The 13,887-nt window shown below is 50.3% G+C and carries 11 protein-coding genes; 2 read left to right on the forward strand and 9 right to left on the reverse strand.

The genetic code is table 11. From position 1 onward, the window contains the following. Window positions 1-50: 50 nt before the first annotated feature. The 3 genes from dinF to dgkA all read right to left on the reverse strand — a co-directional run bounded on the left by dinF (window position 51) and on the right by dgkA (window position 2,535). A complete protein-coding gene (dinF, locus tag ACJHYD_RS08520; protein WP_001301116.1) occupies window positions 51-1,376 on the reverse strand; it encodes an MATE family efflux transporter DinF in 1,326 nt (441 codons plus the stop codon). Window positions 1,377-1,448: 72 nt separating this feature from the next. Next, complete coding sequence (gene lexA / locus ACJHYD_RS08525; RefSeq protein WP_000646078.1) at window positions 1,449-2,057, reverse strand: transcriptional repressor LexA; 609 nt, start codon at window positions 2,055-2,057, stop codon at window positions 1,449-1,451. A gap of 109 nt (window positions 2,058-2,166) precedes the next feature. Next, a complete protein-coding gene (dgkA, locus tag ACJHYD_RS08530) occupies window positions 2,167-2,535 on the reverse strand; it encodes a diacylglycerol kinase (RefSeq protein WP_000002913.1) in 369 nt (122 codons plus the stop codon). Between the two features lie 170 nt (window positions 2,536-2,705). On the opposite strand from dgkA, the gene plsB reads away from it, so the two are divergent. Beyond that, complete coding sequence (gene plsB / locus ACJHYD_RS08535) at window positions 2,706-5,129, forward strand: glycerol-3-phosphate 1-O-acyltransferase PlsB (RefSeq protein WP_000017354.1); 2,424 nt, start codon at window positions 2,706-2,708, stop codon at window positions 5,127-5,129. A gap of 154 nt (window positions 5,130-5,283) precedes the next feature. Here the strand turns inward: plsB and ubiA are convergent, their stop codons facing one another. From ubiA to malK, 6 genes are all read right to left on the reverse strand, one after another. Beyond that, on the reverse strand, window positions 5,284-6,156 hold the full coding sequence (ubiA, locus tag ACJHYD_RS08540; RefSeq protein ID WP_000455227.1) for a 4-hydroxybenzoate octaprenyltransferase: 873 nt from the start codon (window positions 6,154-6,156) through the stop codon (window positions 5,284-5,286). Between the two features lie 12 nt (window positions 6,157-6,168). Next, window positions 6,169-6,666, reverse strand: a complete 498-nt coding sequence (ubiC, locus tag ACJHYD_RS08545; RefSeq protein WP_001550424.1) for a chorismate lyase — start codon at window positions 6,664-6,666, stop codon at window positions 6,169-6,171. A 222-nt stretch (window positions 6,667-6,888) separates the two neighbouring features. Next, window positions 6,889-8,469, reverse strand: coding sequence for a SopA family protein (locus ACJHYD_RS08550; protein WP_001550423.1), 1,581 nt, complete (start codon window positions 8,467-8,469; stop codon window positions 6,889-6,891). Between the two features lie 228 nt (window positions 8,470-8,697). Next, window positions 8,698-9,618, reverse strand: coding sequence for a maltose operon protein MalM (gene malM / locus ACJHYD_RS08555; protein WP_000783444.1), 921 nt, complete (start codon window positions 9,616-9,618; stop codon window positions 8,698-8,700). Between the two features lie 151 nt (window positions 9,619-9,769). Beyond that, window positions 9,770-11,110 (reverse strand): maltoporin LamB, encoded by a 1,341-nt coding sequence (lamB, locus tag ACJHYD_RS08560; RefSeq protein WP_000973665.1) that lies wholly within the window; start codon window positions 11,108-11,110, stop codon window positions 9,770-9,772. Between the two features lie 71 nt (window positions 11,111-11,181). Continuing rightward, window positions 11,182-12,297, reverse strand: coding sequence for a maltose/maltodextrin ABC transporter ATP-binding protein MalK (gene malK, locus ACJHYD_RS08565; protein ID WP_000179165.1), 1,116 nt, complete (start codon window positions 12,295-12,297; stop codon window positions 11,182-11,184). A gap of 364 nt (window positions 12,298-12,661) precedes the next feature. Here malK and malE point away from each other — a divergent pair, with 364 nt between their 5' ends. Then, window positions 12,662-13,852, forward strand: a complete 1,191-nt coding sequence (gene malE, locus ACJHYD_RS08570; protein ID WP_000695381.1) for a maltose/maltodextrin ABC transporter substrate-binding protein MalE — start codon at window positions 12,662-12,664, stop codon at window positions 13,850-13,852. The last annotated feature ends 35 nt before the right edge of the window (window positions 13,853-13,887 follow it).

Here is a 13,887-nt window from a genome sequence, read left to right on the forward strand (position 1 = left end):
AGTGTAGTCAGCAATTTGGCTTAGGATTATTTATTCAGAATTTTTAACCGTCACGTTGCGGCAAACCAGGTACCATTGCGCCAGTGACGCCGCCAGATAGCCGCCAGAGAAAGCCCGCGCAAAGCCAGAAAGACGGTTAATGCCAGCCACAAACCATGATTACCCAGCCACGGCAGCGTAAGGAGCGTCAGCGCAAAACCTGCGGCGGCCACCGCCATACTGTTACGCATTTCGGCGGCACGCGTTGCGCCTATAAACATGCCGTCCAGCAGATAACACCAGACGCCAACCAACGGCAAAATCACCTGCCAGATAAGATAGCGGTCGGCCAGCTGCTGAATCTGGGTTAACGACGTCAGTAACGCAATGATGTGTTCCCCTGCCAGCAAATAAACCACCGAAAACAGTAACGCTACAATCCCCGACTGGCGGCACGCTGCCCGCCAGACATCCAGTAACTGGCTACCGTCGCGCGCACCGTACGCCTGACCAGAATGTGCTTCAACCGCGTAGGCAAAACCATCCAGCGCATAGGCGGTAAAGGTGAGTAACGTCATCAGAACCGCGTTAACAGCGATAATGTCACTCCCCAGTCGCGCGCCAAGTACGGTGATCGCGCCGAAACAGAGTTGCAACAACAGCGAGCGCAGCATGATATCGCGGTTAAGCGCCAGCAAGCGACGGAAGTTTCCTCGCCAGGCAGTTTTCAGCATTTCGCCGGATATTCCGCGAAGTTTGAGGATTTTACGCACCATTAGCAGACCAATCAGCAATGTTGCATATTCCGCAATAACCGTCGCCAGCGCCGCGCCCTGCACGTTCATATGCAGCCCCATCACCAGCCAGACATCCAGCACAATGTTGAGGATATTGCCGACCACTAACAAAATTACTGGTGCACGGGCATATTGCACGCCGAGTAACCAACCAAGTAATACCAGATTCGCCAGCGACGCCGGTGCGCTTAACCAGCGGATTTCAAGAAAGCGCCGCGCCTGTTCTAGCACCGCTTCGCTGCCGCCAACAATATGCAGCGCCAGATCGATAATCGGCGTACGCAGCAGCGCAATTAACGCCCCGGCCCCCAACGCCAACAGCAACGGTTGCACCAGCGCACGGGCTAATGCCTGAGGATTTTTGGCACCATAAGCCTGCGCAGTCAGCCCGGTAGTGCTCATGCGCAAAAACAGCAACAGCATAAAGAGAAAGCTGGTCGCCGTTGCACCAACCGCCACGCCGCCCAAATAAACCGGGCTATCAAGATGACCAATTACCGCCGTATCGACCAGTCCCAGCAACGGAACGGTGATATTGGAGAAAATCATGGGTAAGGCGAGATGCCAGAGTGCTTTATCAGATGAAGTGAGGAATGCCATGCAGACAAGCCTGATGAAGAGAGATGAAAAACAAACCGCGACGCCTGGCGGCATCGCGGTCTCAGAGATATGTTACAGCCAGTCGCCGTTGCGAATAACCCCAACCGCCAGCCCTTCAATGGTGAAGCTCTGCTGACGAAGGTCAACGACAATTGGTTTAAACTCGCTATTTTCTGGCAACAGTTCGACTTTATTGCCCTGTTTTTTCAGGCGCTTAACGGTAACTTCGTCATCAATACGTGCGACAACGACCTGACCGTTACGTACATCCTGAGTTTTATGCACTGCCAGCAAGTCGCCATCCATAATGCCGATATCTTTCATCGACATCCCGCTGACGCGCAGCAGGAAATCAGCATTCGGCTTGAATAAGGAAGGATCGACCTGATAATGACCTTCAATATGCTGTTGCGCCAGAAGCGGTTCACCGGCAGCCACACGACCTACCAGCGGCAACCCTTCTTCCTCTTCCTGCAACAGACGAATCCCGCGTGATGCGCCGGAAACAATTTCAATAACGCCTTTGCGTGCCAGCGCCTTCAGATGTTCTTCAGCCGCGTTTGGGGAACGGAACCCCAAACGCTGCGCGATTTCCGCACGCGTCGGCGGCATACCTGTCTGGCTGATGTGATCACGGATGAGATCAAACACCTCTTGTTGCCTGGCCGTTAACGCTTTCATTCCGCCCCCTGGGTGTATATACAGTTATGCTGTGAGTATATACAGCAAAAGGCGATTTTGGAACCATAAACTGCACAATAAACCAGAGATTTATCGAAATCTGGAAGGGTTATCCAAAATGCGACCATAACAGGATGCACCAGGTAATCACGGCGACGATAATCGCAATCAGCACCGCGGCGGATCCCATATCTTTAGCGCGTCCGGATAGCTCATGGTATTCAGAGCCAATTCGGTCAACCACTGCTTCGATGGCGCTATTGAGGATTTCCACAATCATCACCAGCATCACGGAGCTGATAAGCAGCACGCGGGTAATTGCGTCCACATCCAGCCAGCAGGCGATGACCACCGCCAACAATACCGCTACGCCTTCCTGACGGAATGCCGCTTCGTTGATCCATGCAGCGCGTAAACCTTTCCAGGAATAGCCAGCAGCTTTGATAATTCGGGTGAGTCCAGTGGTATTATTGGCCATTGAAAGAACCTTTTTACATTATGAGCGTCAATATCAGTGTACCGTTAAATCCGATGATTCGGGTTTGCGTAACGCCGCGCGAAACATGAGCGGATACCACAGAATTTCCCATGACTTTCTGCTATCCTTGCCGCGCATTTGCATTATTAACCAGAGGCTTTACATCGTTTATGTCCGGCTGGCCACGAATTTACTACAAATTACTGAATTTACCATTAAGCATCCTGGTAAAAAGCAAGTCTATTCCGGCAGATCCTGCCCCGGAACTGGGGCTGGATACCTCTCGTCCAATTATGTACGTTTTACCGTACAACTCGAAAGCAGACTTGCTGACGTTGCGCGCCCAGTGTCTGGCACATGACCTGCCTGACCCGTTAGAGCCGCTGGAAATCGACGGCACGCTACTGCCGCGCTATGTGTTCATTCACGGCGGGCCGCGTGTATTCACCTATTACACGCCGAAAGAAGAGTCTATTAAGCTGTTCCACGACTATCTCGATTTGCACCGTAGCAACCCAAATCTGGATGTGCAGATGGTGCCAGTGTCGGTGATGTTTGGTCGCGCGCCGGGGCGTGAAAAAGGCGAAGTGAACCCGCCGCTGCGTATGCTTAACGGCGTACAGAAATTTTTCGCTGTACTGTGGCTCGGTCGCGACAGTTTTGTGCGTTTCTCACCGTCAGTTTCGCTGCGCCGTATGGCGGATGAACACGGCACGGATAAAACTATCGCGCAGAAACTGGCGCGCGTGGCGCGTATGCACTTTGCCCGTCAACGTCTGGCTGCCGTAGGCCCACGTTTGCCTGCTCGTCAGGATCTGTTTAATAAGCTGCTCGCCTCCCGCGCCATTGCGAAAGCGGTAGAAGATGAAGCGCGCAGCAAAAAAATCTCCCATGAAAAAGCGCAGCAGAACGCGATTGCACTGATGGAAGAGATTGCGGCGAATTTCTCTTACGAGATGATTCGCCTGACTGACCGTATTCTGGGCTTCACCTGGAACCGACTTTACCAGGGTATCAACGTCCATAACGCCGAGCGCGTTCGCCAGTTGGCCCACGACGGTCATGAGCTGGTGTATGTGCCTTGCCACCGCAGTCACATGGACTACCTGCTGCTTTCTTACGTGCTGTATCACCAGGGGCTGGTGCCGCCGCATATCGCCGCTGGGATCAACCTGAATTTCTGGCCTGCCGGGCCGATTTTCCGCCGTCTGGGGGCGTTCTTTATTCGCCGTACGTTTAAAGGCAATAAGCTCTATTCCACCGTTTTCCGTGAGTATCTCGGCGAACTGTTCAGCCGTGGTTATTCCGTCGAGTATTTCGTGGAAGGCGGTCGTTCCCGTACGGGGCGTTTGCTGGATCCGAAAACCGGAACGCTATCGATGACCATTCAGGCGATGCTGCGTGGCGGCACGCGTCCGATTACGCTGATTCCGATCTACATCGGTTATGAGCACGTCATGGAAGTGGGTACTTACGCCAAAGAACTGCGCGGTGCAACGAAAGAGAAAGAGAGCCTGCCGCAGATGCTGCGCGGTTTAAGCAAGCTGCGTAATCTCGGTCAGGGTTACGTCAACTTCGGTGAACCAATGCCGTTGATGACCTACCTTAACCAGCACGTACCAGACTGGCGTGAATCTATCGATCCCATCGAAGCGGTGCGTCCGGCCTGGTTAACGCCGACGGTCAATAATATTGCTGCCGATCTGATGGTACGCATTAACAACGCAGGCGCGGCAAACGCCATGAACCTGTGCTGTACTGCGCTTCTGGCGTCACGTCAGCGCTCACTCACCCGCGAGCAGTTAACCGAGCAACTCAACTGCTACCTGGATCTGATGCGCAACGTGCCTTACTCCACGGACTCTACCGTTCCTTCAGCCAGCGCCAGCGAGCTTATCGATCACGCGCTGCAAATGAACAAGTTTGAAGTTGAGAAAGACACTATCGGCGACATCATCATTCTGCCGCGCGAGCAAGCGGTGCTGATGACCTACTATCGCAACAACATTGCGCATATGTTGGTGCTGCCTTCGCTGATGGCGGCAATTGTCACCCAGCATCGCCACATCTCCCGCGACGTATTGATGGAGCACGTCAATGTGCTTTACCCAATGCTGAAAGCGGAGCTGTTCCTGCGCTGGGATCGCGACGAGTTGCCGGACGTTATTGATGCACTGGCAAATGAGATGCAACGTCAGGGGCTGATTACCCTGCAAGATGATGAGTTGCATATCAACCCGGCGCATTCTCGCACGCTACAGCTGCTGGCCGCAGGCGCGCGCGAAACGCTGCAACGTTATGCCATTACCTTCTGGCTGTTGAGCGCCAACCCGTCGATCAACCGCGGTACGCTGGAGAAAGAGAGCCGCACCGTCGCGCAACGTCTCTCCGTGCTGCACGGTATCAACGCGCCGGAGTTCTTCGACAAGGCGGTGTTCAGTTCTCTGGTGCTAACACTGCGTGATGAAGGGTATATCAGCGATAGCGGCGACGCCGAACCGGCAGAAACGATGAAGGTGTATCAGTTGCTGGCGGAGTTGATTACATCAGACGTGCGTTTGACGATTGAGAGTGCGACGCAGGGCGAAGGGTAATCAGGGAGAATTGCCGGATGCGGCGCAAACGCCTTATTCGGCCTACCATGATCTGCAAATTCAATAAATTGCGATATGTTGTGTAGGCCTGAGAAGCGCAGCGCATCAGGCAACCCAGAAGGAAGCCGGATGATCATCCGGCTTTTTTACATCATCAGAAATGCCAGTAACTCATTGCCAGCCCTAAAAACAGTACCAGACCAACATAGTTATTATTCATAAATGCTTTAAAGCAGGCTTCACGCTCGCGGTTGGCAATCAGTTTTTGTTGATAAACAAACAGCGCGCCAGCCACCAGAATTGACCAGTAATATCCCCAGCCTAAGCCATTTAACTCACCGATGATCGCCATCAGCGCCAGTACGCCAATCTGCAAAATACCAATAATCAATTTATCGTATTGGCCGAACAGGATTGCGGTGGATTTAATGCCAATCTTCACATCATCATCGCGGTCAACCATCGCATACTGCGTGTCGTAAGCCACCGCCCAGAGAATATTGGCGAGGAACATTAACCAGCAACTCAATGGCACCGACTCACTCACAGCAGCAAAAGCCATTGGAATCGACCAGCCAAACGCCGCGCCCAGCACCACTTGCGGTAGATGGGTATACCGCTTCATAAACGGGTACACCCACGCCAGCGCCAGCGCGGCAATCGACAACAGAATGGTCATCGTATTCAGCGTCAGCACCAGTAAAAACGAAATCAGTACCAGCACGACAAACAGCGCGCGCGCCTCTTTCTCCGTTACCGCGCCGCTGGGAAGCGGTCGGTTCGCCGTGCGCTTAACATGACCATCAAACTTGCGGTCAGCATAATCATTCACCACACATCCGGCAGCGCGCATCAGCCAGACACCCGCGACAAACACCGCCAGGATCCAGAGCTGGGGAACGCCCGGTGTCGCCACCCACAACGCCCATAATGTTGGCCAGAGCAGCAGTAACGCGCCAATTGGCTTATCCGTACGCATTAAGCGATGAAACGCCAGCAGCTTATTCTGCGTCAGACTCCACTCCATATTTTTTTCCTCTTAGTACAACGGTGACGCCGGTAAAAACAGTTCTGTTAGCAACAGCGGTTTACCGCTTAATCGCAGGCGGGAACGTCGCCCCCACAGCCCGGCATCACGGCCTATCTCAATAAAGTCCCGGGTTAATGTCGATGATGTGAACAGATAGCGTCCTAACGGCGTTTTACCCAATTTTTGTAACGCCAGCTCCGGCCCGCTTAACGTTGACACAGGAACGACGGTACGACCGGCAAGCCACGGTTCACCATCGGCACATAACAAAATTTCACGTAACCAGTAACGAGACTCTTTCGGCAGCAGCGGCAGTTCTTCGGGGATTTCATTCTGCTCGACAAACCCTTCGCGGATCATCGTCACGCTCACCGTTTTTCCCTGCTGTTCAAAACGTTTTGTCATGGAATCTTCCAGCAACAGCCAGTCGCGCAGTTGCGTATCCAGGGCAGGGATCTCTGTAAAATAGCGCAGCGCACGCAGTTGCGTTAACGCGGGGTGTGACATGCCGAACTCTCCGTTACATAACGTAAAGGCATTGTATCGCAGAAAAGTGTTTACGGGAGATGTAAAGCAAATTAAGTGATCTAATGCGCAACAAAAACGCAACAATCGCATGAAGTGGTAAAACGCTGTTGAACCTTACGCTTTGCCGATGCCCGTGCTGGCGAGGGCAACCATAGGGACATCACCGCCCAGGATGCCAGGAACGATGATGTTTTCCTTTACTTAAATACCTTTATTCTTTATACGATTAGCTCGCCAACTCGCAGTAAAAATTGGGAAAAGAGCATGTTTATCCTGAGATTTGGTGCCGAAAAGTGTTTCCGGAGTAAGATTAACAGGCAACATCTCATGTCTGGATTTGTAGATATACGTGGAATTCCAATTGGTATCTTTTGTAGGATTCAACATATCATGTAAGCGCTGGGAGCTTACCACCATAACTGGCCCATCATAGACAGAGGAGAACAGGATAAAGATATTATCGTTTCGTGTTAATTCATTCGTGTTAAAGGTTCTTAAATTATCTTCAATTTCTATAAATAAAGGTGAAACATCATCACTACGAATCCACTCTTTATAAAGATGCCAGGCATTTTCTTTGATCGTATCATTCGTTGATCGTAGAGCCTGATCGATAAGTTGGATAAAAAAATTGTTATTTTGATCAATCAGCCATTTATTCATATTAAATCTGTTAATAAAATCGATCATCTGTTGGGTATCGAAATGCATCTTACTGAATCGATTTTGACGCATAAAATTATCGAACTTGTTATCTTCATCAGGATGGATATAACTACGTATAATTGGATCTTTTATATAAGGACAATGGCTAAATATTTTCTTCATATTCTCAATAAAGTTTTTATTAACAATATTAAGAATTTTTAATTGCATCACCAATTTTACTGCCAGAACGGATTTCAATATCGCTGGATCATCTGGCAATGTATCAATCATTTTTATAATATTATTGATATAGTCATCGAGATCTTCATTTCCAAATATATCTGAGTAATCAATAGATAATACCATTCGTTGTGTAACGCTGTCTTTAAAATTCCCTGTCGATATTCGCACATGATCAAACACGACAGCTGTCAAATTCGATTTAATAAATGATATTTCTTTGTCAGAAAGAAATTCTGCTCTGGTGAAGTGCGAAGCATAAAGATAACAATTATTGAACTTTGAATTTCTAATCTGACATTCACGAAAATTACTATGAGTAAGCTGGCTCCGCGAGAAGTCAACTGTATCAAGAATACTTTGGCTAAAATCGACATATTCGCCACTCGCTTTGATAAAAATCACATTGTGTAAACGTCGACATTTAAATATGACATTATCAACTGTTGCAGTAGTAAAATTGCAATCCCCTATTTCTTTACATTCGAATGTTACATGTTGTAGATTTGACGATAAAAAAGACACCTTCGAAATAACGTCACCTTTAAAATGACAACTTGTTAAATCCAAATCAGACAGGTCAGTATACCCCTGCGCATCTTTATCCATCAGAAAATCACAAGCACATTCTATTTCTTCATTTCTATAGAATTTTACGCTTATAATATCATTACTGATTGAGACTTCACGAAACATATTTATTGCATGATTTTTTTCGTTCCGTTGTTTTATATTTAAAAATATATCACTGATATAAATAAAGTTATCTCTATTTAAACCTGGCACCCCATTAAAATTACGTAGTAAATCAAGATCTAATTTATTATTTCCTTGCACCACATCATGTTTTATCAAAGAGTTATTGCCGTCAAACTTTGAGATATGACCTAACATAAAACCTCTGCATTACAGAAATGAAATAACTGGAAAAAGTAGCCTGAGCGTCCAGACACTACCGGCGAAAGGAAAAGAATCTCTGATAATGCATTGAGATAATGGATATTCTTAGTGAAGAAGAAGTGAAGTACTATAAAAAATCGCTCATATCCCTGGAATGAAGCATAAAAAAAGGTGCGCCAGGAGACGCACCAGTTGTTGCAAAATCAGCACTGTGGGGCGTAATTACCCCTTGCCTTTTACACTGCTGATAAAGGTGGAACGGGCAGATGTTGACCCCAGGCGTTCAGCTTCATCAAGCAGTTTTAACGCCTTATCAACATCACCTTTCGCGACAGCGTTTTTGATCGCGGTATTAAAATAACTTTCCGTGTCGTTGAGCATCGGCTCGCTTTTCTTCACCGGTGCCGGAGCGGGTGCAGCCACAGCTGGTGCCGCCGTGTTGCCTACCGTAACCGGAGCTGGAGCGGAAGAACCAAATAGTGGCCCGACCAACACGCTGGAACTGGAGTTCGTTTTGACTTTCAGTTTCAGTAAGCCATCGGTGGTATGACGAGCAACCGGGTCAGGAATATCCGGGATCGAGTTACCGACGCCTTTGGCATAGGCTTTAGCCGGGTCGAGCAGTTGGGTCGTCTGCTGGAGGTCTTTTTCCGTGGTAAAGACCAGAACATAAAGTTTTTGCTGCCCCAACGCCGGTGTCAGGCGCATAACGCCTTCCAGACGATCTGCACTCATCACGCCTGGTTCCTGGTAGGTGAAATAACTGCTGGGGAAGAAGGCTGATGGGGTCATATTCTGATCAAGAATCAGCACGTTCGGCGCAAATACGCTGGTTTGTTTGTTCACTTCGCTGGTCAGCGTTAGGGTCAGTTCGCCAATGTTTGCCGGGACGCTGTACGCAGCAACCGGACCACTGATGCCGGGAACGTTCAGTTGTTGGCCGCCAGTCGCCAGTTGGGTGGTCTGGGTTTTAGATTGATCGACCGGTGTCCAGGTGAGTTGTTGCAGCGCGGCAGATGGAATGGCTGGCGCGTCGCTGGTGTTTTGCGGTACGTAGTTAACATCGGCAAGGCTGATTCCAGGCGCGCTTGCCAGCAACCCTGCTGATAAACAGAGGGCGATGAGACTTTTATTCATTTTCATTGTTTTCACCTCAAAATCTGGAGCTCAGCGGTAGCCAGGCAATAGCGCGCTAAACCCGATAATCAGAGGGGCTTGCGCCCCTTTCAGATAATGACAACCTGTTTTTATGCCGGATGCGGCGCAAGCACCTTATCCGGCCCAGTTTTTGCTATTACCACCAGATTTCCATCTGGGCACCGAAGGTCCACTCGTCGCTGTCACCACGGCCGAAGCTGCCGCCGTTGAAATCAGCAGGAACGGCTTTGCCGAAGTTAGTGTTGGTATTGGCGTTACCGGTGTAGTCATAACCCCATTTCTCATCCCACTTGGCGTAGGTTGCGAAGACACGAATAGCCGGGCGTGACCAGATGCTGTCGCCAGCCTGCCATTGTTGTGCAAGGGTAATTTTGTACTGATTGTTCTTGTCGCCGGTGCGCTGGGATTCGACGTTGTCGTAGCCGATTTCCATCACGGTGCTCATGATTGGCGTCCACTTGTACATCGGGCGAATACCGACGGTCCACCACTTGGTGCCGTTGTCGTTATCCCAGTTGATATCCTGGTACATACCCACGTACATCATGTCCCAGTTATCGCCCATGGAGATCGCACCGTGGTCGAGGATACGCAGCATGTGACCGTTGTTGTTGATATTGTAGGCAAATTTTTCGTTATCAAACGCGACGCCAGAACCCTGCGACAGACCTTTACCCTGCGAGGTCATCGAGTCAGTAGCGTACTGAACAACAAACTTGTTAAAGCCCTTCAGGACACTCTGAGTATGTTCAGCAGTGAATAACCAACCGTCTTTCGATGCGCCATCAACCAGACGATAGTTATCACGCAGGTTGGCACGACCGTAGTCGACACCCAGTTCTAATGTGCCGCCCGGGTTGATTTCCATCTGCGCTAAACGCACGTCGAAAACGTCGTTCGCGGTTTCGTTGGTATAGTCATAAATATTGTTGCTGGCGAAAGAGGAAGAACCACCAGCTTCAGAGGAGCGGGTTGCTGCCAGAGAGAGTTTACCGAAGCCAACATCGATGTTTTCCAGACCGGCACCAGGACCAGAAATATCCCAGTAGTAGAAGTCGATCATATGAACGTCATGACGTTGGTAGAAGCGCTTACCTGCCCAGATGGTGGAGCCTGGCAGCCATTCGATCAGGTTTTTACCCTGCACGTTTGCTTCACGGAAGGCCGGATCGGTAGCTTCCCAGTCATTCTGTTGTGCGACGGAATAGGCCACGTTAGTGTCGAAATAGAAGCTCTTATCGCCTTCTTTCCACACTTCCTGACCCAATTTTAATTCAGCATAAGTTTCACATTCGTTGCCAAGACGGTATTTACTTTGAGCACCGGTAGTCTGGAAACACTGTTGTTCACCGCCGCTACCTGTCCAGCCAATACCGGAACGTGCATAGCCGTGGAAATCAACAGCCATTGCCTGAGCAGACATTACGCCCGCTGCGACGGCAACCGCCAGAGGAAGTTTGCGCAGAGTAATCATCATTCTATCTCCTGAGTCATTGCTTTTCTTTTTTCACATCACCTGTGACAGGCTTTGTGTGTTTTGTGGGGTGCTTAAACGCCCGGCTCCTTATGCAGTCGACGACATGCAGTGCCATCCTCACGGAACAGATGGCAACGCTCTGGCGGCAGGCCGATAGCGAATGTGGCACCTTCTTCTACCAACACCACGTCGTTCTGGCGGTACACCAGGTTTTGACGAATGGAAGGGATCTGGATATGGATTTGGGTTTCGTTGCCGAGTTGCTCGACGACCTGAACTTCACCCTCAAGGATGACGTCAGCGATATCACTTGGCAGTAGATGTTCCGGGCGAATACCCAGCGACATATTGGCTCCAACCTGGACATCACGGCTTTCAACCGGCAGCCAGACTTGCTGACGATTTGGCATCGGCAGCTCCACCTGCACTTGATCGATTGCAGTGGCGGTCACTTTTACCGGCAGGAAGTTCATCTTTGGCGAACCGATAAATCCGGCGACAAAACGGTCTGCCGGATAGTGGTACAGCTCCAGCGGTTTCCCAACCTGCGCCACGCGACCGGCGTCCAGCACCACGATTTTGTCGGCCAGCGTCATCGCTTCGACCTGATCGTGGGTGACGTAAATCATTGTGCGGCCCAGGCGTTTATGCAGACGGGAGATTTCGATACGCATTTGCACACGCAGTGCAGCATCGAGGTTGGAGAGCGGTTCATCGAGCAAAAATACGCTTGGCTCGGCCACCAGCGTACGGCCAATCGCCACACGCTGACGCTGACCACCGGAGAGCGCTTTCGGTTTGCGATCCAGCAAATGCGCCAGTTGCAGCACTTCCGCCACCTGGTTGACGCGTTGGTTAATCACCTCTTTTTTTGCGCCTGCCAGTTTCAGGCCAAATGACATGTTTTCTGCTACTGACAGGTGGGGATAGAGCGCGTAAGACTGAAACACCATACCAACGCCGCGTTCTGCTGGCGGAGTGTCATTCATCCGTTTCTCACCGATGAACAGGTCGCCGCTGGTGATCGTCTCAAGCCCGGCAATCATGCGCAGTAAAGTCGATTTACCGCAGCCAGACGGTCCGACAAACACCACGAATTCACCTTCATGGATATCGAGATTGATATCTTTCGATACCACGACCTCGCCCCAGGCTTTCGTTACATTTTGCAGCTGTACGCTCGCCATGCCCTTCTCCCTTTGTAACAACCTGTCATCGACAGCAACATTCATGATGGGCTGACTATGCGTCATCAGGAGATGGCTTAAATCCTCCACCCCCTGGCTTTTTTATGGGGGAGGAGGCGGGAGGATGAGAACGCGGCTTCTGTGAACTAAACCGAGGTCATGTAAGGAATTTCGTGATGTTGCTTGCAAAAATCGTGGCGATTTTATGTGCGCATCTCCACATTACCGCCAATTCTGTAACAGAGATCACACAAAGCAACGGTGGGGCGTAGGGGCAAGGAGGATGGAAAGAGGTTGCTGTATAAAGAAACTAGAGTCCGTTTAGGTGTTTTCACGAGCACTTCACCAACAAGGACCATAGATTATGAAAATAAAAACAGGTGCACGCATCCTCGCATTATCCGCATTAACGACGATGATGTTTTCCGCCTCGGCTCTCGCCAAAATCGAAGAAGGTAAACTGGTAATCTGGATTAACGGCGATAAAGGCTATAACGGTCTCGCTGAAGTCGGTAAGAAATTCGAGAAAGATACCGGAATTAAAGTCACCGTTGAGCATCCGGATAAACTGGAAGAGAAATTCCCTCAGGTTGCGGCAACTGGCGATGGCCCTGACATTATCTTCTGGGCGCACGACCGCTTTGGTGGCTACGCTCAATCTGGCCTGTTGGCTGAAATCACCCCGGACAAAGCGTTCCAGGACAAGCTGTATCCGTTTACCTGGGATGCCGTACGTTACAACGGCAAGCTGATTGCTTACCCGATCGCTGTTGAAGCGTTATCGCTGATTTATAACAAAGATCTGCTGCCGAACCCGCCAAAAACCTGGGAAGAGATCCCGGCGCTGGATAAAGAACTGAAAGCGAAAGGCAAGAGCGCGCTGATGTTCAACCTGCAAGAACCGTACTTCACCTGGCCGCTGATTGCTGCTGACGGGGGTTATGCGTTCAAGTATGAAAACGGCAAGTACGACATTAAAGACGTGGGCGTGGATAACGCTGGCGCGAAAGCGGGTCTGACCTTCCTGGTTGACCTGATTAAAAACAAACACATGAATGCAGACACCGATTACTCCATCGCAGAAGCTGCCTTTAATAAAGGCGAAACAGCGATGACCATCAACGGCCCGTGGGCATGGTCCAACATCGACACCAGCAAAGTGAATTATGGTGTAACGGTACTGCCGACCTTCAAGGGTCATCCATCCAAACCGTTCGTTGGCGTGCTGAGCGCAGGTATTAACGCCGCCAGTCCGAACAAAGAGCTGGCGAAAGAGTTCCTCGAAAACTATCTGCTGACTGACGAAGGTCTGGAAGCGGTTAATAAAGACAAACCGCTGGGTGCCGTAGCGCTGAAGTCTTACGAGGAAGAGTTGGCGAAAGATCCACGTATTGCCGCCACCATGGAAAACGCCCAGAAAGGTGAAATCATGCCGAACATCCCGCAGATGTCCGCTTTCTGGTATGCCGTGCGTACTGCGGTGATCAACGCCGCCAGCGGTCGTCAGACTGTCGATGAAGCCCTGAAAGACGCGCAGACTCGTATCACCAAGTAATGCTGTGAAATGCCGGATGCGGCGTGAACGCCTTA

Source organism: Escherichia sp. WS1368, assembly GCF_046487485.1.
In the GTDB taxonomy this organism is placed as follows: Bacteria; Pseudomonadota; Gammaproteobacteria; order Enterobacterales; family Enterobacteriaceae; genus Escherichia; species Escherichia coli.

Bases quoted from the DNA above. Each gene is read 5' to 3' on its own strand.
- dinF (WP_001301116.1), bottom strand. From the start codon at position 1,376: ATGGCATTCCTCACTTCATCTGATAAAGCACTCTGGCATCTCGCCTTA.
- lexA (WP_000646078.1), bottom strand. From the start codon at position 2,057: ATGAAAGCGTTAACGGCCAGGCAACAAGAGGTGTTTGATCTCATCCGT.
- dgkA (WP_000002913.1), bottom strand. From the start codon at position 2,535: ATGGCCAATAATACCACTGGACTCACCCGAATTATCAAAGCTGCTGGC.
- plsB (WP_000017354.1), top strand. From the start codon at position 2,706: ATGTCCGGCTGGCCACGAATTTACTACAAATTACTGAATTTACCATTA.
- ubiA (WP_000455227.1), bottom strand. From the start codon at position 6,156: ATGGAGTGGAGTCTGACGCAGAATAAGCTGCTGGCGTTTCATCGCTTA.
- ubiC (WP_001550424.1), bottom strand. From the start codon at position 6,666: ATGTCACACCCCGCGTTAACGCAACTGCGTGCGCTGCGCTATTTTACA.
- ACJHYD_RS08550 (WP_001550423.1), bottom strand. From the start codon at position 8,469: ATGTTAGGTCATATCTCAAAGTTTGACGGCAATAACTCTTTGATAAAA.
- malM (WP_000783444.1), bottom strand. From the start codon at position 9,618: ATGAAAATGAATAAAAGTCTCATCGCCCTCTGTTTATCAGCAGGGTTG.
- lamB (WP_000973665.1), bottom strand. From the start codon at position 11,110: ATGATGATTACTCTGCGCAAACTTCCTCTGGCGGTTGCCGTCGCAGCG.
- malK (WP_000179165.1), bottom strand. From the start codon at position 12,297: ATGGCGAGCGTACAGCTGCAAAATGTAACGAAAGCCTGGGGCGAGGTC.
- malE (WP_000695381.1), top strand. From the start codon at position 12,662: ATGAAAATAAAAACAGGTGCACGCATCCTCGCATTATCCGCATTAACG.